The 25214-nt window shown below is 58.9% G+C and carries 22 protein-coding genes; 5 read left to right on the top strand and 17 right to left on the bottom strand.

What is annotated here, in order from left to right:
• Positions 1-114: 114 nt before the first annotated feature.
• The 4 genes from HYI44_RS26945 to HYI44_RS26930 all read right to left on the bottom strand — a co-directional run bounded on the left by HYI44_RS26945 (position 115) and on the right by HYI44_RS26930 (position 3610).
• Entirely contained in the window at positions 115-582 is a 468-nt protein-coding gene (locus HYI44_RS26945) for a cupin domain-containing protein (RefSeq protein WP_225570962.1), read from the bottom strand.
• Positions 583-664: 82 nt separating this feature from the next.
• Positions 665-1159, bottom strand: a complete 495-nt coding sequence (locus HYI44_RS26940; RefSeq protein WP_122837595.1) for a RidA family protein — start codon at positions 1157-1159, stop codon at positions 665-667.
• Positions 1160-1186: 27 nt separating this feature from the next.
• Positions 1187-2467, bottom strand: coding sequence for a biotin carboxylase (locus HYI44_RS26935; protein WP_225570961.1), 1281 nt, complete (start codon positions 2465-2467; stop codon positions 1187-1189).
• A gap of 42 nt (positions 2468-2509) precedes the next feature.
• Complete coding sequence (locus tag HYI44_RS26930; protein WP_122837593.1) at positions 2510-3610, bottom strand: hypothetical protein; 1101 nt, start codon at positions 3608-3610, stop codon at positions 2510-2512.
• A gap of 149 nt (positions 3611-3759) precedes the next feature.
• Between HYI44_RS26930 and HYI44_RS26925 the strand changes: the two genes are divergently transcribed.
• Positions 3760-5178 carry a PLP-dependent aminotransferase family protein gene (locus HYI44_RS26925; protein ID WP_225570960.1) on the top strand — a complete coding sequence of 473 codons (1419 nt, stop codon included), beginning with the start codon at positions 3760-3762 and terminating at the stop codon, positions 5176-5178.
• A 32-nt stretch (positions 5179-5210) separates the two neighbouring features.
• On the opposite strand, the gene HYI44_RS26920 is transcribed toward HYI44_RS26925, so the two are convergent.
• The 13 genes from HYI44_RS26920 to HYI44_RS26860 all read right to left on the bottom strand — a co-directional run bounded on the left by HYI44_RS26920 (position 5211) and on the right by HYI44_RS26860 (position 19009).
• The gene (locus HYI44_RS26920; protein WP_225570959.1) at positions 5211-6359 is read right to left on the bottom strand and encodes a hypothetical protein; all 1149 of its coding nucleotides are present in this window, start codon (positions 6357-6359) and stop codon (positions 5211-5213) included.
• A gap of 555 nt (positions 6360-6914) precedes the next feature.
• On the bottom strand, positions 6915-7802 hold the full coding sequence (cyoE, locus tag HYI44_RS26915) for a heme o synthase (RefSeq protein WP_045062703.1): 888 nt from the start codon (positions 7800-7802) through the stop codon (positions 6915-6917).
• A gap of 11 nt (positions 7803-7813) precedes the next feature.
• Positions 7814-8149, bottom strand: a complete 336-nt coding sequence (gene cyoD / locus HYI44_RS26910) for a cytochrome o ubiquinol oxidase subunit IV (protein WP_028623533.1) — start codon at positions 8147-8149, stop codon at positions 7814-7816.
• Positions 8150-8776 carry a cytochrome o ubiquinol oxidase subunit III gene (locus tag HYI44_RS26905; protein WP_045062707.1) on the bottom strand — a complete coding sequence of 209 codons (627 nt, stop codon included), beginning with the start codon at positions 8774-8776 and terminating at the stop codon, positions 8150-8152.
• 3 nt (positions 8777-8779) lie between these two features.
• Positions 8780-10810: a cytochrome o ubiquinol oxidase subunit I gene (cyoB, locus tag HYI44_RS26900; RefSeq protein ID WP_122837591.1), complete on the bottom strand. Its 2031-nt coding sequence runs from the start codon at positions 10808-10810 to the stop codon at positions 8780-8782.
• Between the two features lie 3 nt (positions 10811-10813).
• Positions 10814-11758, bottom strand: coding sequence for a ubiquinol oxidase subunit II (cyoA, locus tag HYI44_RS26895; RefSeq protein WP_122837590.1), 945 nt, complete (start codon positions 11756-11758; stop codon positions 10814-10816).
• 825 nt (positions 11759-12583) lie between these two features.
• Positions 12584-13093, bottom strand: a complete 510-nt coding sequence (locus tag HYI44_RS26890) for a disulfide bond formation protein B (protein ID WP_122837589.1) — start codon at positions 13091-13093, stop codon at positions 12584-12586.
• A gap of 547 nt (positions 13094-13640) precedes the next feature.
• On the bottom strand, positions 13641-14417 hold the full coding sequence (locus HYI44_RS26885) for an ABC transporter substrate-binding protein (protein ID WP_045062714.1): 777 nt from the start codon (positions 14415-14417) through the stop codon (positions 13641-13643).
• Positions 14418-14712: 295 nt separating this feature from the next.
• A complete protein-coding gene (gene moaE / locus HYI44_RS26880; RefSeq protein ID WP_122837588.1) occupies positions 14713-15165 on the bottom strand; it encodes a molybdopterin synthase catalytic subunit MoaE in 453 nt (150 codons plus the stop codon).
• Between the two features lie 3 nt (positions 15166-15168).
• Positions 15169-15411: a MoaD/ThiS family protein gene (locus tag HYI44_RS26875; protein WP_225570958.1), complete on the bottom strand. Its 243-nt coding sequence runs from the start codon at positions 15409-15411 to the stop codon at positions 15169-15171.
• The gene (gene moaC, locus HYI44_RS26870; RefSeq protein ID WP_045062721.1) at positions 15408-15881 is read right to left on the bottom strand and encodes a cyclic pyranopterin monophosphate synthase MoaC; all 474 of its coding nucleotides are present in this window, start codon (positions 15879-15881) and stop codon (positions 15408-15410) included. Before moaC ends, HYI44_RS26875 begins: the two co-directional genes overlap by 4 nt.
• A gap of 271 nt (positions 15882-16152) precedes the next feature.
• A complete protein-coding gene (locus tag HYI44_RS26865) occupies positions 16153-17547 on the bottom strand; it encodes a PhoH family protein (RefSeq protein WP_122837586.1) in 1395 nt (464 codons plus the stop codon).
• Between the two features lie 337 nt (positions 17548-17884).
• Positions 17885-19009, bottom strand: coding sequence for a polysaccharide deacetylase family protein (locus HYI44_RS26860; RefSeq protein WP_225570957.1), 1125 nt, complete (start codon positions 19007-19009; stop codon positions 17885-17887).
• A gap of 317 nt (positions 19010-19326) precedes the next feature.
• On the opposite strand from HYI44_RS26860, the gene yaaA reads away from it, so the two are divergent.
• From yaaA to HYI44_RS26840, 4 genes are all read left to right on the top strand, one after another.
• On the top strand, positions 19327-20106 hold the full coding sequence (yaaA, locus tag HYI44_RS26855; RefSeq protein WP_122837584.1) for a peroxide stress protein YaaA: 780 nt from the start codon (positions 19327-19329) through the stop codon (positions 20104-20106).
• 800 nt (positions 20107-20906) lie between these two features.
• Positions 20907-22223: a nucleotide sugar dehydrogenase gene (locus HYI44_RS26850; RefSeq protein WP_225570956.1), complete on the top strand. Its 1317-nt coding sequence runs from the start codon at positions 20907-20909 to the stop codon at positions 22221-22223.
• A 288-nt stretch (positions 22224-22511) separates the two neighbouring features.
• Positions 22512-23993 carry a mannuronan synthase gene (gene alg8, locus HYI44_RS26845; RefSeq protein WP_412548515.1) on the top strand — a complete coding sequence of 494 codons (1482 nt, stop codon included), beginning with the start codon at positions 22512-22514 and terminating at the stop codon, positions 23991-23993.
• A 36-nt stretch (positions 23994-24029) separates the two neighbouring features.
• The gene (locus HYI44_RS26840) at positions 24030-25199 is read left to right on the top strand and encodes an alginate biosynthesis protein Alg44 (RefSeq protein WP_225570955.1); all 1170 of its coding nucleotides are present in this window, start codon (positions 24030-24032) and stop codon (positions 25197-25199) included.
• The last annotated feature ends 15 nt before the right edge of the window (positions 25200-25214 follow it).

The following is a 25214-nucleotide window of genomic DNA, read 5'->3' as shown; positions in this document are numbered from 1 at the left end:
ATCTGTTTATACGGATACAGAGACGCGCGACGGGCAATCCAAAAACAAAAAAAGGGAGTCGGCTAATGCGGACTCCCGTAAGGACAGCAAACAGAATATGGGGGTTGTCGAGGCTCAGCTCACTGCGTTGGCCATACTGGAAAGCAACGCCAATTGCGGCATGTTGCTCATGTTGAGCATGGCCATCGACTCGGTGGCGCTGGTGTTGACGAAGCCATGTCGGGTCCAGGCGGGCACCAGCAGGACGTCGCCGGTGCTGGCTCGCACCTCGTCACCCTCGCCCATGGTCAGCAGGCCGCTGCCGGCCTGTATGACAAACAGATGCCACCAGCCATGGGCGTGGCCATTCAACACAGCGCCGGGTTTCAACCATTGCATGGACACCGCCACACCCGGTGTCAACTTGCAGCCTTCAAGGCTGTTGTCGTGGGCCAATGCGACGATGTCGACTTCGCTGGCCGCAAGACTTTCGCGCATTGTGGCAAGTTTATCGCTCGTCCATACCCGCGCACTCTGGGGCGGCTGATGCAAACTCTGGCGAAACTCGTCATATGAAAAAAAAGCACCTTGAACATTATCCATTCGCGCCTTCCAACTTGATGTCGACGTCAATTCACCGAACAGTAGGTGAAGCCATCGACACTGTAAACCCAACACGCCGAGCTTATAACGCAGAAGGCCGCAAGGCTGCGATCATGTCCACTTCCACCGCCGCGTTCTTTGGCAACTGATAAACCCCAACTGTGGTTCTTGTATGTTTACCCGCATCCCCCAGCACATGACTGAAGACGTCCGATGCGCCATTGGCCACTTCACTGAGGTCGACAAAGTCCGCGGTGGATTTCACGTACACAGTGACCCGCACCAGCGACTTGATTTTATCCAGCGAACCGATGGCATCCACTATCAACGCCAGCCCGCGCATGGCACTGATGCTGGCGGCTGCCTGGGCATCACTGAGGCTGAGCTCCAGGCCAACCCGTCCGGGGTATTGGATCTTGCCATTCATGCGCGGCACCATGCCGCTGATATACAGCTCATCATGGTGCCGTACCAACGGCGCGTAGTGGCCGCCGGCGGTGTTTTCACCGTAGATGTCGTAACCCAACTCCTTGGCGAGGGTGAGGAAGCGCTCATCACAGGTTGTCTGTTCAAACATGGGTATTACCTCTCAATCAAATCGTGTTCAGCCCATCGCTCTGGCGGGCGGCGCCAGGCAGGCGACTTCCATGCGCACTTCAACCGCCTCGGCCAGGCGCAACAAGTCACTGGTGAGCTGCTCGTAGTCCTTGTTGAACAGGACGATGTGGCCGATAAATGAAGTGTTGTCCTTGACCAGCGCCGACACCGAGTCGCCGATGCGCCGCTCATACACGGCCGCCACCAACTCGATGCCGAGCATCCGCGCCACGGCGTCAATGTCTGGCAGGTCACGCAACAGGCCACCGCCCGGCGCCCTGAGCAGGCGAATGCCGCAGTAACCCCGCGCGACCGGATCCTGTCGCTCGCACTGGCCCTCCACGGCCCACCTTACCCAGCGCTCCCATGGGTCGAAGTCGACAAAGGCAATGCGCGCCAGGTCCCAGATGTGCATGCCGCCAGGGCGCATGTTGGTTTCCACCGCCGAAGTGAGCTGGTCAGCGCGCAGGAAGATTTCGTTGTGGTAGGCACCGTTGTCCAAGGAGACCAGCCCCGACATGTGCCGCCCCGCCGCTGCCAGGCGGGCCTGGGCATCACCCTGCAACGGCGCAGGCACCACCTGCTGGATCTCGGCCCGGAAGGCGCCTTCGGTCGTGGTTTTCTCGGTGATCCAGGTGCTGCCGGCCACATAGTCCCAGCTGTATTCCCGAGCATCGCGAACCAATTCTTCAAGCACGATGCCGCCACTGCGATAAGGCTTGAGTGCCTGCCATGCCTCGTCGCATTCGGACGGGTGATGGATCACCCGGCAGCCGCGACTGGCACCTTCACAGGCGGGCTTGATGAACGCCCTGCCACCCAGTTCGACGACCCGCTGGCGCAGTTCTGCCAGGCTCTCGACACGGGTTGAAAATACTGGCCGGTAATCTTCGGGAGCCTTGCTGGAGGTGGCTTCGAGCTTGCGGAAAATCTGCTTGTCCAGCCCCGCCCGTGCTTCGTTGGGCGTGATACCCGGGAGTCCGAAATGACTGGCCAGGGCCGCGCCGAGCAACACCCCGCGGTCGGAAAACGGCAGCACGCCGATCAGTTTCCAGCGATCGACCGCCAGGCAGCCCACCACCAGTTCCAGGGAATCGGTTACATCCTCGGGCGCCAGTGAAGCGCTGCAGACGTGGTCCGCCACCTGGTCGTCATCAGGGGCAATGCGCTCGACCACCAGGATCAGCCTTGCGTTGTAGAGCGTCTTGCAGAGGTCGCGCAGCTTCTGGATATCGTGAACCCGGTTGCCGTTGTACCCGACCACTACTACGCATGACGTCGTCTTCATGAAACCTCCTGACTGTGAAGCAAAAAAAGCAACCGCAATGGCTCAGTCGTGCAGCGCCGCGTTGGATGTGCGGTTGAGCCAGTACCACGCCAGAATCCCGCCCGCGCCGATGGCGGCCAGCAACAAGGCGTTGTAGGGCGCCGGCACCACCCGCATGATCAGCACCGTTAGCCCGGCGCCGACGCCCAGGGACACTTCCTTGACGAACATGTTGTTCTGCTTGACCGAGAAGTAATCGAGGTAGCTGAAGGCGCACTCGGCGATGGACAGCAAGGCCACCCAGATCAACGCGCCGATCACAGTTTCCACATGAAAGGCCGCGGGAGATGAGAGCACCACAAAGCCTGCGACGATGATTCCGATCACCGCGAGTACCTTGAAGCGACCCGTGCGCTCGATGAGTTTCATCACCGGCACCTGGGCGAACACCACGACCGCGCTGTTGAGGATCAGCATCAGGCCGTACCACGCTGGCAACTCACCGGTTTCGAGCAGGATCGCTTGCGGAAGAATCGAGAACACACCAAACAGCTTGATGCCCATGATGATGCCGGCGATCGCCCACGGCAGTTTGTTGCGCCAGCCACTGCCGTCCTGTGTCACCGGACTGGCTGCCGCTGACTGGGTGGTGAAGGTCGCGCCCATGGCGATGGGCACGCACAGCAGGACAAAGCTGGCGGCACCGAGGAAAAACAGGGGCGGGGTCAGCAGTGGCGACAGCAGGATCAGCCCGGCCAGCAGGCTGCCCATGTTCATCGCCACCCGGTTGTAGGCTGCGCCCTCCTTGGTCTGGGCCGCTTCGCTTTTGATCAGGTAACCGGCAATCGCGATGCCATAGGCAAACAGCGCCGCAGCGAACATCACCATGCCCTGGTTGCTGGTGACGGCCAGCAGCACCAACCCCAGGGCGGCGCACAGCAGGGTGACGCTCAGGGAACGACGGCCCAGCACCAGCAACGTCAACGGCAGCAGCAATAACAACGCCCGATAACCCAGGGCAAGGATGCTGTTGGTGGCGGTGTCGAGCCAGACGTTGGCCTTGCCCAGCACGGCAAACAACGACACGGCGGTAATGATCCGGATCGTGAACAGACGGATGTTGATCACCGGTTTGGCGATGGCGGCCGTTGTCTCGATACTCATGCAACACCTCTGGAACCAAATGATTGTGCGAGCAAAAAACGCCGACAATCAGGAAAGACTGTAAGGTGATGGTAGAGAGAGACACTTGTCTTGATCAGAGCAAGTTCGTATAGAATCGAACGAACTTTACTGCCGGAGAGACCAGTAAAATGCAGGTTCAACGCGCAGTCATCGCGGCCATCGAATTCCAGCCCGGCGTACCGCTGGTGCAGCAGATCGTCGATCAGCTGTCGGTGGCGATCAACCAGGGCGGCCTGCCCCACGGCTCCCGCCTGCCGCCCATTCGCGAGCTTTCGGACCTGATGAATGTGGGCAAGTCCACGGTGGTCGACGCCCTGGATCGGCTGCGTGCCAAGGGCCTGGTGGTTTCCCGCCAGGGCTCGGGGCATTTCGTACACCGCTCCAGCGCCATGCCCAAACTGGATGCCGGCCCCGACCTGCTGCCTCAGGACACGCTCAGCGTGGTCCGCCGCGCTGTGCTGCAGGACAACGGCGCACTACGTCCCGGCGCAGGTTTTCTGCCTTCCTCATGGCTACCGGCCGATGAGTTGCTCAAAGCCGTGCGCGGGACCCTGCGCGACGCCTCCCTGCGCATGGGTGAATACGGCGTGGCCGCCGGTTATCCGCCGTTGCGCGAAGCCTTGCGAGTCAAGCTGACACCCATCGGCATCGAGGTGCCGGTGGAGCAGATCGTCACCACCGCCAATACCGTGCAGGCCATCGATATGCTGATGCGCCTGCTGATCAAACCCGGCGACACCGTGCTGCTCGACGACCCGTGCTACTTCACCATGCACACCAACCTGGCCTTGCACGGTGCCAAGGTCGTCACCGTCCACCGGGGTGTCGAGGGCATGGACCTGGAAGCGTTCGAGCGAACAGTCATTGCCCATCGGCCTGTGCTCTACATGACCAACAACAGTCTGCATAACCCCACCGGACACTCGTTCTCGCCGGCGCAGGTCTATCGCTTGCTGGAGTTGAGTCACCGCTACGGCTTCCACATTGTCGAAGACGATTTGTATTGCGACCTGCAACAACGAGGTACCCCGCGCCTGGCGGCAGGCGGGCTGGACAACGTCAGCTATGTGTCCGGCTTCTCCAAGACCCTGACCGCCAACAGTCGCGTCAGCTACGCGGTGCTTGCGCCGCCACTGGCCGCACGCATGATCGGGCTCAAGATGGCCGCCGGCGGCATGACCTCGGAGCTGGCCGAGCAGATCGTCTGCAACATGCTCAGCGACGGCAGCTACGCCAAACACACCCGCCGCACCGTGGACCGGCTCTACGACTCGAGCAACCGGGTGACCCGCTGGCTGGAAGAAGCCGGTTGCTCGGTGTCATCGTTGCCCCATGAGGGGTTGTTCATCTGGACCCGATTACCTGATGGGTACCATGCCGAGACCCTGGCCAGGAAAGGCCTGGAAATCGATTTGGTCCTGGCCCCCGGCACCCTGCTCAGCAAAGCCCCGGACGCCGGCCAGCACCTGCGCTTCAACGTCGCCCACAGCGACAGCAGCCAGGTGCGCGAGCGCTTTTTCCGGTTGCTGGATAAACCACAAAAATAGCCGACCACCGCCCTCGGTTTGCCTACTCGGCGTCAAACCTTCGAAACGTCCATCCTGTACCCCGCCCCGGGTGCGCCCTCGTGCAACGCGCACTGGATATCCGCGTACAAGGCATTTGCCTCAGCCGTCGTGATCGATCGCGAACAATCTCGAAGCACCACCCGGAGCAGTACATTCTCCTGCCCCGGCAACAGCCCGAGGCGCTCGATGGCCTGCACAGGCAAGTCAGCGAATCCCCAACGTCCCTTGACCTGCATTTCCTCAATCCATTCGGCGCAGTCACCGGCCGCGAGTAACATTTTTTCGGTCAACACTTCTTCGCTCAACCCCGGTGTGACCGCCAGCGAAATATCACGAGCAATCGACGGCAAACGCGAAACCGCACGCCATGGATTCAAATCATGCATCTGCGCCTGCACCCGTTCATTCTGATCCCGCAGCAAGCGAATATCCGGAATGCCCTTGTGCAGCATCGTCAGGCGATCCAGCCCCATCCCGAGCGCCAACCCACCATGGCGCGATGGATCTATCTGCAACCGTTCCAACAACGATTGCGCAATACGACCGCACTCCAGGACCTCGACGGGAGCGCCGTCATTTATCACATTCACTTCGATTCCACCTTCGGTGTAGTGATGCGGGCTGTCGCTGTAGACCCATGCTTTGTCAGGCACGGCGGCCTGCAGAATATCGCCGACCAGGCGCAGCAAATGCTCGTGCGTCGACAGCTGCGGATCACCGAGGACCCAGATATCCATCTGATGCGGCTCCGCGCAATGCCAGCGGTCACGACTGTCTCGGCGAAAGGTGATACCGGGCGCGGCCAGCAATATCGTCTCCCCCGGCTGCCGACTACGAGCCGCACGCTGCAGCGCAGAAGGAATCTGACTGGTGGTTTGCGTACGCAACAGAGAGTGCTCATCGACCCAACGGGTATGTTCGCTGCCCAATGTGATTTCAGCGGGGTCATAGCCGAGCAACCCGTAGTTTTCCTCGGCAGACACAACGCGTGGGCCTGTCTGCAGTTGAGCCTGGGGCCAGCCGCTTGCAGCCAGTCGTTGAAGGATTTTATTGAGCAATAGTCGGACGGCATGCTCGGGAGCGCTTTTTTCGGTGAGATCGACCAGTAACAGAGCCTGGTGGACCGCCGCATCGGTCAGGTATTTTTTTGATGCATTCACGCTAACAGCCCTCTAACGACAGTTGACTTCAGGGCTCTTAAAAACCACCCGACAAGGAAATCTAACGACAGAAGTTGAGCGCTCACAACCATGCGAACACTGCTTTGCAGATTTTCAGAACACTCCTTCAGAGACTTCCTACGTACTCATCAACATGCGCCATGAGCGAAAAACACCATAGCCGGTCAACGTCTGCCACCACCGTGCACCTTTTTTGAGTTCTCGTAACACGCATCAAATACCGGTACAGGTCATCAAACCGTCGTGCTCCCCTGCCAGCGGATCGCTAAGAGTGTTTAACGCAGTACCCACAGGCTCATCCTCAAAAATATCAGCGTCGAGCATAAGGTCTCTGTAGGAGCTGCCGCAGGCTGCGATCTTTTGATCTTCAGCAATGTCTGTTCCTGCCAAAGATCAAAATCAAAGGATCGCAGCCTACGGCAGCTCCTACAGGGGTTCGGCGTTGTAAACATTGGTGGCAGCGCGTGAACTGTCGCCCATAAAAAACCCCGCGCTTCTCTCGAAGGCGGGGTTTTTCTTTACGGCAGTCGACGCTTAAGGCGCGTACGTCAGCAACAACTCGCTCGGCACTTTGAAGTCCAGGGACATCATCACGCTCAACGCGGTAATGGTGAAGATCGAGAACACGAACAGCTTGCGTGCCCAGACCGTGTCATCCACTGCCTTGTAGCCGGTCCAGGCCATGTACAACCAGTACATGCCCATGGCCGCGGCGACGGCGAGGTAGCTCATGCCGGCGTAGCCGCTGAAGGTCAGCATCAAGGTCGCCACGAGGAAGGCCAGGATGTAGAGCAGGATGTGCTTCTTGGCCACTTTGATGCCGCGCTTCACTGGCAACACCGGAATCGATGCGGCCAGGTAATCGTTGAAGCGGAAGATCGCGATGGCGTAGGAATGCGGCATCTGCCACAGGCTGAACATCACCAGCAGCGTCAGCGCTGCCATGTCGAAGCTGTTGCTGACGGCCACGTAGCCGATCACCGGCGGCATCGCCCCCGACAGACTGCCCACCAGCGTGCCGTGAACCGACTTGCGCTTGAGGTACAGGCTGTAGAAACCGACGTAGATGACAAAGCCGATCACCGCGAACAGCGCCGCGAGCGGGTTGGCCACCTTGTACAACAAGGCAACGCCGGCGACACCCAGGACGGTCGCGTAGATCAGGGCCAGTTTCAGGGAGATCAAGCCCTGCACCAGCACCCGGTTCTTGGTGCGCTCCATCTTCACGTCAATGTCGCGGTCAATGCAGTTGTTGAACACGCAACCGGAAGCGACGACAAGGGACGTGCCGATCATGGCGGCCAGGAAGATGGCCAGATCGACATGCCCTTTGGAGGCCAGGAAAAATCCGCCTGCCACTGAAAGCACGTTACCGAAAATGATCCCCGGTTTGGTGATTTGGATAAAGTGCTTCAAGGACATCCGGATTTACCTCAGTGCGCCATCATGTTGGTGTGGATGCTGAACATGATCCACAGCGACAGGCCAACCAGCAGGACAATAACGATCGCGGCGAAAACAAACGCAATGACGTTGTTACGCTGGGCGGCCGAGCGGTCCAGATGGAGGAAGTACACCAGGTGCACCAGCACCTGGACGACTGCGAAGATCAGTACGATCCACAGGGTCATGGCTTTCGGCAGAGTCGGGTACATCACCAGGCCGAATGGAATGACGGTCAGGATCACCGACAGAATGAAACCGATAGCGTAGGACTTGACGCTGCCGTGGCCGGCGTCGTGGCTATCGTGGGAATGAGCGTTAGCCATTTACATAGTCCCCATCAGATAAACAACGGTGAATACGCAGATCCACACCACGTCCAGGAAGTGCCAGAACAGGCTCAGGCAGCTCAGACGAGTCTTGTTGGTCGCCGTCAGGCCGTTTTTCTGCACCTGGTACATCATGATCGCCATCCAGATCAGACCGCTGGTCACGTGCAGACCGTGGGTGCCGACCAGGGTGAAGAACCCGGACAGGAAACCGGAACGGCTAGGGCCGTAGCCTTCGGAGATCAGCAGGTGGAACTCGTTGATCTCCATGGCGATAAAGCCGGCGCCCAGCAGGAAGGTCATGGCCAGCCAGCCCAGGACCTGAGTCTTCTTGCCCTTGAACAACGCCAGCATGGCGAAGCCGTAGGTGATCGAGCTGAACAGCAGCAGGGCGGTTTCGCCCAGTACGTACGGCAGCTCGAAAATGTCGGCGCCCGACGGGCCACCGGCTACGTTGTTAACCAGTACCGCGTACACCGCGAAGATCGACGCAAACAGGATGCAGTCGGTCATCAGGTAGAGCCAGAAACCGAATACGGTCATCTCGCCCGAGTCGTGGTGATGGTCATCGTGCCCATGTCCATCGACATGGGTGTGTCCAGCATTGGTCACTAAGTTCGACATGGTTTAAGCCTGTTCCAACGAGGTTTCAACACGGGTGGCGTTGGCTGGGATTTTCCCGGCCGCTACCAGACGTTTGTGCTGCTCGGCTTCGATGCGCTCGATGACATCCACCGGCACCATGTAGCCCTGATCGTCACGGGCGGCATGGATAGTGAAATACACCACGGTGCCAACCAGACCCACGATTGCCAGCCACCAGATGTGCCAGATCATCGCGAAACCGAACACGGTCAGCAGAGCACCCATGACCACACCGGTAGCGGTGTTGTTTGGCATGTGGATCGGCTCGTACTTGGCCGGAGCCTGGTACGCGGTGCCGTTTTCCTTGGCTTCGGTGAACGGGTCGATGGTTTGCGCTTTCGGCAGCACGGCGAAGTTGTAGAACGGAGGTGGCGACGAGGTCGACCATTCCAGGGTATGGGCATTCCACGGGTCACCGTGTTCGCACATGTTTTCCGGCTTGTTGCGGTCACGCACACTGACGTACAGCTGGATCAGCTGGCAGGCAATGCCGACAGCGATCATCACCGCACCGAACATGGCGACGTACAGGTACGGCACCCACTCAGGGTTGGTGGTGGCGTTCAGGCGACGGGTCATGCCCATGAAGCCCAGTACGTAGAGCGGCATGAAGGCAACGAAGAAGCCGGTGATCCAGAACCAGAATGCAGCCTTGCCCCAACCTTCGTGCAGCTTGAAGCCGAATGCTTTCGGGAAGTAGAACGCGAAGCCTGCGATGTAGCCGAATACCGCGCCGCCGATGATCACGTTGTGGAAGTGAGCGATCACGAACAGGCTGTTGTGCAGGACGAAGTCAGCACCTGGAATGGCCAGCAGTACGCCGGTCATGCCGCCAATGGCGAAGGTCACCATGAAGCCCAGGGTCCACAGAACCTGGCTGGTGAAACGCAGACGACCCTGGTAGATGGTGAACAGCCAGTTGAATAGCTTCACCCCCGTCGGGATCGAAATCAGCATGGTCGCCAGCCCGAAGAAGGCGTTGACGCTCGCACCCGAACCCATGGTGAAGAAGTGGTGCAGCCAGACCATGAAGCCCAGGATCGAGATCGCGCCAGAGGCGTAGACCATCGAGTGGTGGCCGAACAGACGCTTGCCGGTGAAGGTCGAAATGACTTCGGAGAAGATCCCGAACGCCGGCAGAATCAGGATGTAAACCTCGGGGTGACCCCAGGCCCAGAACAGGTTGACGTACATCATCGGATTGCCACCAAGTTCATTGGTGAAAATGTGGAAATCCATGTAGCGGTCAAGCGTCAGCAGTGCCAGGGTAGCGGTCAGGATCGGGAACGAAGCCACGATCAGGACGTTGGCCCAGGTGCAGGTCCAGGTGAAGATCGGCATGTCCATCAGTTTCATGCCAGGGGTACGCATTTTCAGCACGGTGGCCAGGAAGTTGACCCCCGTTAGCGTCGTACCTAACCCGGATAGCTGTAGCGCCCAGATGTAGTAGTCCATCCCTACGCCAGGACTGTATTGCAAGCCCGACAGCGGTGGATAGGCAACCCAGCCGGTCTTGGCGAATTCGCCGACGCCCAGGGACAGGTTGATCAGTACGACGCCCGATACCAGCAGCCAGAAGCTCAAGGAGTTCAGGAACGGGTAGGCAACGTCACGCGCGCCGATCTGCAGCGGCACTGCAAGGTTCATCAGGCCGGTGAAGAATGGCATCGCCATGAAGATGATCATGATCACACCGTGGGCGGTGAAGATCTGGTCATAGTGTTCAGGCGGCAGGTAGCCAGGCGAACCCTCGGTGGCCATGGCCAGCTGGGTACGCATCATGATGGCGTCGGCAAAGCCGCGCAGCAGCATGACCATGGCGACGATGATGTACATCACGCCGATCTTCTTGTGGTCAACCGAGGTCAACCACTCGGTCCACAAGTAGGTCCACTTCTTGAAGTAGGTGATTGCAGCGAACAGCGCCAGGCCACCGAGTGCGATCATGGCGATGGTAATCATCACGATCGGTTCGTGGAACGGGACCGCTTCCCAACTTAATTTACCAAACATCGTTTACTCCTCTGCCCCGGCAGCTGAATGCGCGTTCATGTCCATTCCTTGCGTTGCGGCCACTTCCTTCTCTTTCTTCTCGTGGTTCACTTTCGGACCTGGTTTCATGCCTTCGTACTTGTCGACGATGATCTGGAACAGGTTCGGCGTGACCGAAGAGTAGAGCTCGACTGGGTTGTTCTGGCTTGGCTTGGAAAGGGCTGCGTATTCAGCTTTTTCCAGCTGTTTAGGTGCCTTTTTGACTTCACTTACCCAGGCGTCAAAATTTTCCTGAGAAGTCGAGATCGCTTTGAATTTCATGCCGGTGAAACCTGCGCCGCTGTAGTTGGCAGAGATGCCTTCCATTTCAGCGTCGCGGTTGGCAATCAGGTGCAGCTTGGTCTGCATGCCGGCCATCGCGTAGATCTGGCCGCCCAGGCCCGGAATGAAGAACGAGTTCATCACCGAGTCCGACGTGACCTTGAAATTGACCGGGGTATTGGTCGGGAACACGATCTTGTTAACCGTTGCGATGCCCTGCTCCGGGTAGATGAATACCCACTTCCAGTCCAGTGCGACCACTTCGATAGTGATCGGCTTGACGTCGGATTCCAGCGGACGGTACGGGTCAAGTTCGTGGGTCGACACGTAGGTGACGTAACCCAGGGCAATGATGATCAGGACTGGAACAGCCCACACCGCGATTTCGATCTTGGTGGAGTGCGACCACTTGGGCGTGTACACGGCGTCAGTGTTGGTCGCGCGGTATTTCCAGGCGAACAGGAAGGTCATGACGATGACCGGGACCACGACCAACAGCATCAGCAACGTTGCGGTGATGATCAGGTTTCGCTGCTCCAGGCCCACCTGGCCCGTTGGATTGAGCAAGGTCATGTTGCAGCCTGACAGCAACAACGTGCCGATCAGCGGCAATAAGCCTAGTAGTCTGGGGTACCTGTTTTTACTCATCTCACGACCTCTAAAGCAGCTTGCGCAATGCAGTTGGGTTTTGATCGCCAACACTTCACCCTGCCAAGGGTTGGCATTTTTCTTGGATTGAATAAGGGCTGCCCGTCGCGCGTCAGACGCTATTCGACAAATCCTGGGCCAGCGGTGAGTTCTTATTCGAATTCGTGGTCAAAGGCCTTGTTACAGACCAATTCCATTTGGTGCGGATAATTGGAAGGCACCGACACCTGGGGAGTCGCACGAAGCTCTGGAGCTTCTCGACGCCCTGTTCTGCTCTGGGGTGAGCAGTGCCGGGAATTCAGTGGTGGCGATTGTAGATATGTAACGTTTTATAAACCATGTCTTATCCCGAAATAATTTTTATCCGTTCCGGCAACAATCATTCACGGTTTTCGCAAAAGTGCGCCATGGTATCGAAAATAATTCTCAACAAAAACACCAAAAATAGTAGGTCTACCGGGCGCAGTTTAGACAGTGTCTAAGGCTTTTCAGCCTCGGCCTACCCCGCCGTAGCCCCTATATGACAAGGGCTCCGGCAAATCGCCAGGGCCTGTTAAAACTGCCTGTTCGAGGTTTTTCGGTTGTACGGCGCGCACCTGAAACCAGGGCCAATTTCGTCGCGCAGAACTGCGCCAATCAGCCACTTTGAAACGCCCTGCGACACTTGCGCTGTGACAACATGTCGCACACCTGTCGCACCCTCGACTGTCGCACATCACGCTCTTTTTACTTCAGGGCCGAAACAGGCTTTTTACCCACAAAAAAATGCCCCGGCCTGCTCAACGAAGGCCGGGGCGTCTCGGTAATCCTGGGAACAGCAGCGGGTTAGCGCAGCGCCCTGCGGTTACGCACCGTCAGCAACGGCACCAGTACCACGATCAGCACGAAAGCCACCAGCGCCCACTGGGCCAGGGACAGCCCGAGGATCGGTGGATACGGGGTGGAACAGAAGCCGTCGACCTGGAACCCCAGCGGGAAGACCTTCGCCAGCGGCAGCCCGTCGACAATCGGCTGCAGTACGTCGATACCGCAGCTGACCGCCGGGTAGAACTGGGTGTAGACGTGATGCCCGGCCACTGCCACACCGGCCAGCGCGCAGATCACTACCAGGGTTTCAAGGATGGTAATACTGCGCCGGGTGCTCATTGCCGCGCCAATGAAGGCAAACACCGCGACCAGCAGCAATGCGTAACGTTGCAGGATGCACAGCGGGCAAGGCGCCTCGCCCAGGACGATTTGCATGTACAGCGCGCCGCCGATCAGCGCCAGGCAGATGATGCCCAGCAATACCAGGTAGCGCCGCTCACGGCCCAACCGCATCGTTTCCTCGCTCATTGCGTTTCCCTTCTGAATTCGATTGACCGGAAGTCTACACGCTGGCCCCTGGCTTGGAGAGCCCCGGGGCGCATGGAATAGATGTCGGGGAATAAACGACAGGGCGGTTAAGAAGGGATTAACGTGGGCTACTGACACAGATGTGCATGTGCTTGCGACCGAATCGCCAGCAGGCTGGCTCCCACATTGAAATGCGCTCAACTGTGAGAGCCTCGGACTGCTGTCCCGCTCTGGGATGCATTCAGAACTGTGAGAGCCAACCTGCTGGCTCCCACATCAAAATGCGCTCAACTGTGAGAGCCTCGGACCGCTGTCCCGCTCTGGGATGCATTCAGAACTGTGAGAGCCAACCTGCTGGCTCCCACAGCGAAATGCGCTCAACTGTGGGAGCCTCGGACCGCTGTTCCGCTCTGGGATGCATTCAGAACTGTGAGAGCCAACCTGCTGGCTCCCACAGCGAAATACGCTCTGTGGGAGCCTCGGACTGCTGTCCCGCTCTGGAATGCATTCAAAACTGTGGGAGCCAGCCTGCTGGCGATGCTTTTGCTCAGTCGCCGTAAATGTCCGACTTGAAGTACTTCTCGGAAATCTTCAGGTATTCGCCATTGGCGCGAATGCCGTCGATGGCGCTGTTGAGCTCGCTGACCAGTTCGGTGTTGCCCTTGCGCACGGCAATCCCGGCGCCCTCGCCTACGTATTTCGGGTCCTTGAGTTCAGGCCCGACGAACGCATAACCCTTGCCGCGAGGCATCGAGAGGAAGTCACTGAGCGGGATGGTGTCGGCAAAGATCGCATCGAGGCGACCGGCTGCCAGGTCCATGTAGATCTCTTCGTTGTTGCTGTAACGCTTGACGTTGACGCCCTTGGGTTCAAACACCTCGGTGGCGTAACGGTCAGTGGTAGTGGCGCGCTGCACGCCGACGTTCTTGCCTTTGAGGCTGGCGTACTGATCATCCACGACTGCGCCATCCTTCATCACCAGCCGCGATGAGGTGAAGTAGTACTTGTGGGTGAAATCCACCGACTTCTTGCGATCTTCGTTGATGGTCATCGACGACAGGGCCATGTCGATTTTCTTCACTTTCAGCGAAGGAATCAGGCCATCGAACTCACCTTCGACCCACACGCACTTGGCCTTCATCTGCGCGCAGAGGGCATTGCCGATGTCGTAGTCGAAACCGACGATCTCGCCCTTGTCGGTCTTGGAGGCAAACGGCGGGTAGGCGGCTTCAATGCCGATGCGCAGGGTTTTCTCGGCGGCGAACACAGAGCTGCACGCCAACAGGCTCAGGGCCAGACCGGTGATGAGGGGGAATTGCTTCATATTCGTTCTCTCGCGGGTTGTTGTTGGTTTGGCAAGACAGAAGAAAAAGCTGGAACTGGGGACGGCCTTTTTTGTACTTATAATTCCATACTGGACTTTTGTGTACTGATCGTCAATTGGGGGATTGGCCAGTGGTCGGGAGGAGTACCAAGCTGAATTCAATGGTGAAGCTGATGGCCTCTTGGCGGGCAAGCCTGCTCCCACATGGACGGATGTGGCTCACACATTATGGGAACAACACAAGACCTGTGGGAGCGGGCTTGCCCGCGAAGGCGTATCTGAGGACGACGAGGATCTATCGCTTCCAGCGATCCGCCGCCGCATGATCACTGTCCCGCCCTTCCACCCACCGCGGCCCGTCGCTGGTGTTTTCCTTCTTCCAGAACGGTGCACGGGTCTTGAGGTAGTCCATGACAAAGGCGCAGGCGTCGAACGCCGCCTGGCGATGCGCACTGGCGGCCCCGACGAAGACGATCGGCTCCCCCGGTTCCAGCGCGCCGATACGGTGCAGCACTTCCAGCTTGAGCAGCGGCCAGCGCTGTTCAGCCTCCAGGGCAATCTTGCCCAAGGCCTTTTCGGTCATGCCCGGGTAGTGTTCAAGAAACATCCCGGACACGTCGAGCCCGTCATTGAAGTCGCGCACGTAGCCGACAAAGCTCACCACTGCGCCCACGCCCACGTTGGCAGCCTGCATTTCATTGACTTCAGCACCCGGATCGAACGCCGCGCACTGCACGCGAATGGCCATGGCTCAGCCTCCGGTCACGGTCGGAAAGAACGCCACTTCATCGCCATCGACCACCGGCTCATCGAGCTGGCAGAGGTCTTCGTTGCGGGCGCACATCAGGTTCTGCTCTGTCAGCACAACGGCGCCGTCGCGCCGGGCGACACATTCACGCACGTCATCGACAGTGGCGAAATCCCCTGAGACCTGCAGAGAATCGCCCCCCATCGCCTCACGATAACGGGCAAAAAACTTCACGGTGATGTTCATGTCGGCTCCGCCTGGAAATGCCCGCTCTTGCCGCCGACTTTTTCCAGCAGCCGAACGCTTTCGATGGTCATGCCACGGTCAACCGCCTTGCACATGTCATAGATCGTCAGTGCCGCGACGCTGGCTGCCGTCAGGGCCTCCATCTCGACACCGGTCTGCCCGGACAACTTGCAGCGCGCGACGATGCGCACGGCGTCGTCGCCTTCTGCACTGAGCTCCACCTTGACGCCGGTGAGCATCAGCGGATGGCACAGCGGAATCAGATCGCTGGTTTTCTTCGCTGCCTGAATACCGGCAATGCGTGCCACGGCAAACACATCACCCTTGGGGTGACCGCCGCTGACGATCATCTGCAGGGTTTCGGGCAGCATGCGCACCAGCGCCTGGGCGGTCGCTTCACGGAAGGTCACGGCTTTTTCAGTGACGTCGACCATGTTGGCGCGACCTTGGGAATCGAGATGAGTCAGCACGGGGTTACTCCTGATCAGGAGTGGCGATTGTAAACCTGCGAGTCAATTTTTCGCACGCAAGATTGCAAGGCTGCCGCCAAACACCGTAGGAGCTGCCGCAGGCTGCGATCTTTTGATCTTCAAACTGAAAATCAAGATCAAAAGATCGCAGCCTTCGGCAGCTCCTACCAAGATCAAAAGATCGCAGCCTTCGGCAGCTCCTACGGGGCGGCAGGCGCGAAATATGGGCAAAAAAACGGGCGGCTTGGGGCCGCCCGGTTTGGGTGAGGGGTTACAAATGCGTCTCTGCGTATTCAGCCAGAATCGAACGGGGCACCCCTTGCAGGGTGATATGCACGCCATTGGGGAAGTCTTTGAAGCGTTCGGTCAGGTACGTCAGCCCGGAGCTGGTCGCGGAAAGGTAAGGGGTGTCGATCTGTGCCAGGTTGCCCAGGCACACCACTTTGGAACCGGCGCCGGCACGGGTGATGATGGTCTTCATCTGATGCGGCGTGAGGTTCTGGCATTCGTCAATCAGAATCAGGCTCTGCTGGAAGCTGCGACCCCGGATGTAGTTGAGGGATTTGAACTGCAACGGCACTTTGCTGAGGATGTAGTCGACGCTGCCATGGGTGTTTTCGTCATCCATGTGCAAGGCTTCGAGGTTGTCGGTGATTGCGCCGAGCCACGGTTCCATTTTTTCCGCTTCGGTGCCAGGCAGGAAACCGATCTCCTGGTCCAGGCCCTGCACACTGCGGGTGGCGATGATGCGGCGATAGCGTTTACTGACCATGGTCTGCTCGATCGCAGCGGCCAACGCCAGAATGGTCTTGCCGGAACCAGCGGCGCCGGACAGGTTGACCAGGTGGATGTCCGGATCGAGCAAGGCATACAGGGCCAGGCTCTGGTAGATGTCGCGCGGTTTCAGTCCCCAGGCTTCCTGATGCAACAGGGGTTCCTGATGCAGGTCGAGAATCAGCAGCTTGTCTTCGTCGATCTCCTTGATCCAGCCTACAAAGCCCTGCTCGTCGATGATGAACTCGTTGATGTGGACCGCAGGCAGGTTGTCGATCATCCGCACCTGATGCCACGTGCGGCCATGGTCCTGGCGGGTTTCGACATTTTTCACCAGATCCCAGAAGGAGCCGGTCATGTTGTGGTAACCGTTGGGCAGCAGCGAAACATCGTCGACCAGTTGGTCAGTGCTGTAGTCCTCGGATGCGATCCCGCAGGCTCGCGCCTTGAGGCGCATGTTGATGTCTTTGGTGACCAGCACCACCGGCAGATTGGGCTCGCGCGCATGCAGGTCGATCAGCTGGTTGATGATGATGTTGTCGTTCAGGTGTTCAGGCAGGATGATGTTTGGCTCAGCCCGCTTGCTCATCAGAATTGACAGCAGACCCTTAGGCCCACTTTTGCCCCGCTGGATCGGTACTCCCAGTTCGACGTCTTCAGGGCTGGCTTCACCCAGTGTCTTGTCGATCAGGCGAATCGCCTGGCGACATTCCGCGGCCACGCTGTGATGCCCGCTCTTGAGCTTGTCCAGCTCCTCAAGCACGGTCATTGGGATGGCGACGTGGTGTTCTTCGAAGTTGAGCAGTGCGTTTGGATCGTGAATCAATACGTTGGTATCGAGTACATAAAGGATAGGCTGGTTGGAGGAAGAACTACGTCCGTGATCATCCATACTCGGTCACCTTTGTGGGAGCCAATCGACGCAATACCATGACAGTGCTGCGCCTCGAAGTAGCCACCGAATTCACCTGCGAGGGATCAAGTGAACTGCACACACAATTGGGTCTTGGGAGACGCCACCTGTGTTGCAGGTTTCGGCGGTCTGTCTTCGTAATACTCCAAAACAGGTGACAGGAAAAAGTACTTTGACGCTTTTTTGAAGTTTATTTTTCAGAGTGACGAAAAGCCCTTGGCGTGCAGGCAATGTGCCGTTAAAGTCGGAAGTCCGCCTGCATCGAAATCTCTCAAGATTTCGCCCCTCGCCCAATGTTTACGGGCTTTTGTCCTGTTCAGCGAAAACCGTCCTGACAGTCGTCCCAACCGATCCCGCTGGCCGCCGTTTGCGTGATCAGCCAGGGCAGCGCGGTTTTCACTGCATCCTGTTTCACATTGAAATTGATCACCCCGTGGCGCCACAGCAGCATCAGCGTCAGCACCCGTTGTGCGGCCTGATTGGCCTTGAGCTTGCCCGCGCCGTCCTGGGCGTCGATGTCCCACAGCGCCACCTGCAGGCCCTGCGCCTTGAAGAAGGCCGCCGCGTCCGCGCGACGCTGGCCGTCCGGCGGGCGAAACAGCGGCACGTAGTTTTCCGGCAGCTTGCTTTTGACCAGGTCGGCGCTGCGCCTTACCGAGTCCTGCCAGTCCTGCCAGTGGCTGTGGGAGCGAAATTCCCAACCCTGCACGCCGATGCACTGTTGCGAGTAAGTCGCTTGCAGGCTGGACACTGAACGCTCGGCGAGTCGCGCCTGAATGTCCTTGCCCAGCACGAAGAACGTGCCGCTGATGTTCGCCTTGCGCAGGTACTCGGTCACCCAGGCGGTATTGTCCGGGACAGCATTGGCGGCGCTGTCGAAGGTCAGCAGAAACAACCGGTCGTGCATGCTTTCGCCGTTGCGCTCATAGTCGCCAAAACGATCGACTTCGCTGGTGGTTTGCGGGAACAGCGCAGCCTTGCGCAACAGTTCGTCGAGGTACTGAGCGTGGAACAGGCGACTCGGTTCGGCCCATTTGATGTAGTAGCTGTCATCGCTGACCTGAAACTTGGCGGCCTGTTCGCGCAGCGTCGCCATGTCCTCTACCAGAAAGCAGAACGAGGCGTCCTGATCGCAGCTTTGCTGGGCGAAGTTGTAGTTGGTCAGCAGGCGCTGCCACAGGCGCTCGCGCAGCTGATGGACGGCGTCCGAATTGATCGTGCGCAGGCCCAGGCGTTGGGTCAGGCTGGCATCGTCCATGGACTCACTGGCCAGCAGCACCCGCGCGAACATGAGGATCTCGGCGCGCGACGCGACGTCGAACAGGGTCGGGTTGCCGAGCTGTTCGGGCCAGGTGCTACGCTCGAGCGTCGCCACCTCGCCGGGTGCCGCTGTGGCGCCGAGGCTTAAGAGGCAGGCGAGGGCCAGAAATACGATACGCAATGGGATGTCTCCATAACAAAACCCGCGCGGCACTATATATCGGGAAGATCAAAAGATCGCAGCCTTCGGCAGCTCCTACAGGAGCACACCCAATCCCCCGGTGAACCCGATCCATAGGAGCTGCCAAGTGAAACGAGGCTGCGATCTTGCCCCGGATGCCGCACCCCAGTGCCGGTGAACCCGATCCATAGGAGCTGCCAAGTGAAACGAGGCTGCGATCTTTTTCCATGACACCACCGATCACCTATCACACCCATAGCTGGAGTCAACGCAGACAACCCCCTAGAATCGCCCCCACGATTAAAGGAGAAGACTTCATGCTGATGGTGATTTCCCCCGCCAAGACCCTCGACTACGAAACACCGCCGGCCACCCAGCGCTTCACCCAGCCGCAGTACCTCGACCATTCCCAGGAACTGATCCAGCAATTGCGCGACCTCACGCCCGCGCAGATCAGTGAGCTGATGCACGTCTCCGACAAGATCGGCGGCCTCAATGCCGCGCGTTTTGGCAGCTGGACGCCTGCATTCACCCCGGAAAACGCCAAACAGGCCTTGCTGGCCTTCAAGGGTGATGTCTACACCGGGCTGAACGCGCAAACCTTCAGCGAAGCCGATTTCGATTACGCCCAGGAACACTTGCGCATGCTCTCGGGCCTATACGGCCTGCTCCGCCCCCTGGACCTGATGCAACCGTACCGGCTGGAGATGGGCACCAAACTGGCCAACGCCCGTGGCAAGGACCTGTATGCCTTCTGGGGCACGCGCATCAGCGAATGGTTGAACGAAGCCTTGGCCGACCAGGGCGATGATGTGCTGCTGAACCTGGCCTCCAACGAGTATTTTTCGGCCGTCAAACGCAGCGCCTTGAACGCACGCATCATCAATACCGAGTTCAAGGACCTGAAAAACGGCCAGTACAAGATCATCAGTTTTTACGCGAAAAAAGCCCGCGGAATGATGAGCCGCTTCGTCATTGAAGAACGCATCAACGATCCGCAGGCGCTCAAGCAGTTCGACGTCCAGGGCTATCGGTTCAGTGCCGAGCAGTCTAAACCGGACAACCTGGTATTCCTTCGCGATCACGCTCCCGAGTGATGCACCGGCTCGGCGCACGATCTCCGTGCGCCGACGTTTGATCGTCTGACAATCCCCCTTCGAATCGACGACATTCTGGCGTCAAAAATACAGCGCACCCTCCCGTAACTTTTGTTTCACTCGACGTCGACGTTTTTTTTCAGTAGTGGCACCGAAAATTTTTCTCTGTAGTGGCACAAAACTATCCCCGGCAATTATACGCCTATATATAAAGGGCGAGACGGCAAGTGCTATCAATATGAGAGCAGTGCCATCTTTCTCAATATTTCAAGAAATTTCAGATTTCGCGATGGGTGGACAGGAACTATGTCCAAATGCGTCGCTCATACCACCGGTAACGATTATCCGTGAGGTTGTACGAGATAACTTACGCAGATAAGGGATTCATGCAGCGAAGTTGTCACATGAACTAGCGCTAACTAATCGCTCATTTGGGCAACACTGAAAGGACTGGAGATAAGCCACACTGCTATCCCCTGACAGGCCAAGGCTGCGCCCCTATAAACGTGCTCACCTGAGCACCCAACCGCTTGATCTACGGGCCTTTCGCCTGGCATCGAGCGCGCAAGACCTTTGCACGAAGGTCCTCTGAACCGAGGATCCGCTGCATGACAGGGCAAGCCATAACAATAAAGCCTAGTTACGCACACCTTGAGTGCACTTATTTAGACACTCGGAACTTATATGCCTGTACGCGGCACTGCGGCGCTTGTATGCCGTACTTCCGAGTGCACTTTGACCGCTGAACACCATTAACTCCGGCCATGTAATGGCTTGATAAAACACTGAGGTAATTTGCGATGCGCATCAGCATATTTGGTTTGGGTTACGTGGGCGCTGTCTGTGCCGGTTGCCTGTCTGCACGGGGCCACGACGTGGTTGGCGTCGATGTTGCCAAAGACAAGATCGATATGATCAACGCCGGCAAATCGCCGATCGTTGAACCGGGTCTGGGCGAACTACTGCGCAAGGGCATCGATACCGGCAAACTGCGCGGCACGACCAACTTCGCCGAAGCGATTCGCGACACCGACCTGTCGATGATCTGCGTCGGCACGCCGAGCAAGAAAAACGGCGACCTGGAACTGAACTACATCGAGGCTGTGTGCCGCGAGATCGGTTTTGTCCTGCGTGACAAGACCACCCGCCACACCATCGTGGTTCGCAGCACCGTACTGCCGGGCACTGTCGCGAACGTTGTCATCCCGATCCTCGAGGACTGCTCCGGCAAGAAAGCCGGCGTCGACTTCGGCGTTGCAGTGAACCCTGAGTTCCTGCGTGAAAGCACCGCGATCGCCGACTACGACCTGCCGCCAATGACGGTCATCGGCGAATTCGACAAAGCCTCGGGCGACGTCCTGCAATCGCTGTACGAAGAGCTCGACGCGCCGATCATCCGCAAGGACATCGCCGTTGCCGAGATGATCAAGTACACCTGCAACGTCTGGCACGCCACCAAGGTGACCTTCTCCAACGAGATCGGCAACATTGCCAAGGCCGTCGGTGTCGATGGTCGTGAAGTGATGGAAGTGGTCTGCCAGGACAAGACACTGAACCTGTCCCAGTACTACATGCGCCCTGGCTTCGCCTTCGGCGGTTCCTGCCTGCCCAAGGACGTGCGCGCCCTGACCTTCCGCGCCGGTTCCCTGGACGTGGAAGCGCCGCTGCTGAACTCGCTGATGCGCAGCAACGTGTCGCAGGTACAGAACGCCTTCGACATCGTTTCCAGCCACGACAAACGCAAAGTCGCCCTGCTGGGCCTGAGCTTCAAAGCCGGCACCGACGACCTGCGCGAAAGCCCGCTGGTCGACCTGGCTGAAATGCTGATCGGCAAGGGTTACGACCTGAGCATCTACGACAGCAACGTCGAGTACGCCCGTGTCCACGGTGCGAACAAGGACTACATCGAGTCGAAGATCCCTCACGTCTCGTCCCTGCTCAACTCCGACTTCGACGATGTGATCAACAACTCCGACGTGATCATCCTCGGCAACCGTGACGAGAAATTCCGCGCCCTGGCGCAGAACGCTCCGCACGGCAAGCAAGTGGTCGACCTGGTTGGCTTCATGTCCCAGGCCACCAGCGTCAAAGATCGCACCGAAGGCATCTGCTGGTAACCGCAAGGCATCTCTTCGGCGCCGCGCAACAACTGTGCGAACCCGCGGTAGGAGCTGACGAGTGAAACGAGGCTGCGATCTTTTCAGGGTCACTTGAGTTCTGAGCGAACCCTGAAAGATCAAGATCAAAGATCGCAGCCTTCGCCAGCGCCTACACAGGTTCACCCGGGTTTCGAGTGAACCCGAAAAGATCGGTGTCACCCGTAACCTTGCAAGTTTTTTGTAAGCCTGCCTTAACCCCATCGGGCCACCCCACAGGCTCGCCCGAGATCGAGACGGATGCAGATTATGCACAGGCTAAAGCACGGCCTACTTCAGGCCGCCGGCTGGCTGTTTTACCTCACTATTTTGATGGGCATCGCCATGGCGCTGCCTGTGTCCACGTTCGACTCCGAGTCGAAGGACTTCATCTTCCTGATCGGTATCGTCGGTATCTGGCGCTACTCGATGGGTGCCACGCACTTCCTGCGCGGCATGCTGTTTCTGTACGTGGTCTACCCGCACCTGCGCCGCAAAGTGCGCAAGCTGGGCAAGGCGGCGGACCCGTCCCACGTCTTCCTGATGGTCACCAGTTTCCGAATCGACGCGCTGACCACCGCCCAGGTCTACAGCTCGGTGATTCGCGAGGCCATCGACTGCGGCCTGCCGACCACCGTGGTCTGCTCCATCGTGGAAATGTCCGATGAGCTGCTGGTCAAAAGCCTCTGGTTGCGGATGAACCCGCCCGAGCGGGTCAAGCTCGACTTCGTGCGCATTCCCGGTACCGGCAAACGTGATGGCCTGGCCTACGGTTTCCGTGCGATCTCCCGGCACATGCCGGACGACCGTGCGGTTGTCGCCGTGGTCGATGGCGACACCGTCCTCGCCGAGGGCGTGGTGCTCAAGACCGTGCCGTGGTTCCAGCTGTTTGGCAACGTCGGCGGCCTGACCACCAACGAGTTCTGCGAAGTGCGCGGCGGCTACATCATGAGCGAGTGGCACAAACTGCGCTTCGCCCAGCGCCACATCAACATGTGCTCGATGGCCCTGTCCAAGCGCGTCCTGACCATGACCGGCCGGATGTCCGTATTCCGCGCCACCGTGGTGACCGACCCGGACTTCATCGCCGACGTGGAAAGCGACTCGCTGCAACACTGGCGCCTGGGCCGCTTCAAGTTCCTCACCGGTGACGACAAGTCGAGCTGGTTCAGCCTGATGCGCCTGGGCTACGACACGTTTTACGTGCCGGACGCGGCGATCCACACCGTGGAACACCCGCCGGAAAAGAGCTTCATCAAGGCCAGCCGCAAACTGATGTTCCGCTGGTACGGCAACAACTTGCGCCAGAACGCTCGCGCCCTGGGCCTGGGGGTCAAGCGCCTCGGCCTGTTCACTTCGGTGGTGCTGTTTGATCAACGCGTATCGATGTGGACCTCGCTGCTGGGCCTGACCGTGGCCATCATCGCCAGCTTCAAGTACGGCACCGCGTTCATCCTGGTCTACCTGCTGTGGATCGGCATCACCCGCCTGATCCTGACCCTGCTGCTGTCGTGCTCGGGTCACAAGATCGGTCCGGCCTACCCGGCGATCCTCTATTACAACCAGATCGTCGGCGCGCTGGTGAAGATCTACGTGTTCTTCCGCCTCGACCAACAATCCTGGACCCGCCAGGACACCAAACTGACCCGTGATCTCGCCAGCTTTCAACGTTGGTTCAACACCTGGTCGTCTCGGACCATGACCTTCTCCGCCGGCAGCATTTTTGTCGCCGTGCTGCTGATGATGGTCTGACCGCCCCCTTATTGAATTAACCAGGAAATCGCCTATATGAATACCGCCGTCAACGCCAACGTAGTGCACGAATCTGAAGCCCAGCGCCAACACGCCCGCGTGAAAATCCCGGCCAAGCTGCGTTTCTTCGGTCCCGACCGGACCCCGGTCGAAGCCCGGGTCATCGACCTTTCCGCCGGCGGCCTGGCCTTCAACGCCGGCCAGCTGCCGCTGAAGATCGGCGACGTGCACAAGGCTCGCCTGCAATTCGTGATCGACAACCTCGGCCTGGCCATGGACGTGGAACTGCAAGTGCGCTCGTTCGATCGCCAGACCGGTCGCGCCGGTTGCCAGTTCCAGAACCTGGAACCGCAGGACATCTCGACTCTGCGTCACCTGATCACTTCGCACCTGTCCGGCGACATCGTCAGCATGGGTGAAGTACTGGCGACCCTGCAGCGCGACAACTTCACCAAGGCGCGCAAAATGAAGGACGGCGGCCACGGCATGACCCCGTTCGGGCGTTTGCGTGCGGTGACGTTCAGCCTGGCGATTTTCCTCGTCGGCCTCACGGCGTTCGGTTTCATCTTCAAGTCGGTGTACGGCATGTACTTCGTCAGCCACGCCCAGGCGGGTCTGGTCAGCGTGCCGGGCATGAACATCACCATGCCCCGCGACGGCACCGTTCAGAGCCTGGTCAAGGCCGACGGCATCGCCGCCAAAGGTGCCCCGCTGGCGACTTTCAGCACCAGCATGCTCGATGTGCTCAAGGGCCATCTGGAAGAAGACCAGCTGCAGCCGGCCAAGGTTGAAGAGCTGTTCGGCAAGCAAATGACCGGCACCCTGACCTCGCCGTGCGACTGCACCGTGTCGCAGCAACTGGTTGCCGACGGTCAGTACGCCAGCAAGGGCGACGTGATCTTCCAGCTGGTGCCGCGCAACAGCGAAGCCAACGTCGAAGCGCGCTTTTCGTATCGCCAGTTCAGCGACGTGCGCCCGGGTACCCAGGTCAGCTTCCAGATCGCCGGCGAAGACAAGACTCGCACCGGCAAGATCGTCAGCAGCTCCAGCCTGAAAAGCGCCGACCTGTCCTCCGACATCCGGGTCCTGATCCAGCCGGACGAGCCGCTGGACAGCAAGTTCGCCGGTCGCCCGGTTGAAGTGAACAGCGACCGTGGCCCCAACCTGAACTGGCTGATCGACAAAGCCATGGCTGCTGGTCTGTAACCGGAGGACATGCCC

Origin of the sequence: Pseudomonas sp. Y24-6 (assembly GCF_020295325.1) — a bacterium.
GTDB classification, from domain to species: Bacteria; Pseudomonadota; Gammaproteobacteria; order Pseudomonadales; family Pseudomonadaceae; genus Aquipseudomonas; species Aquipseudomonas gregormendelii.
Note: the sequence above shows the minus strand (reverse complement) of the source record. Positions and strands in the feature narration are given on the sequence as shown.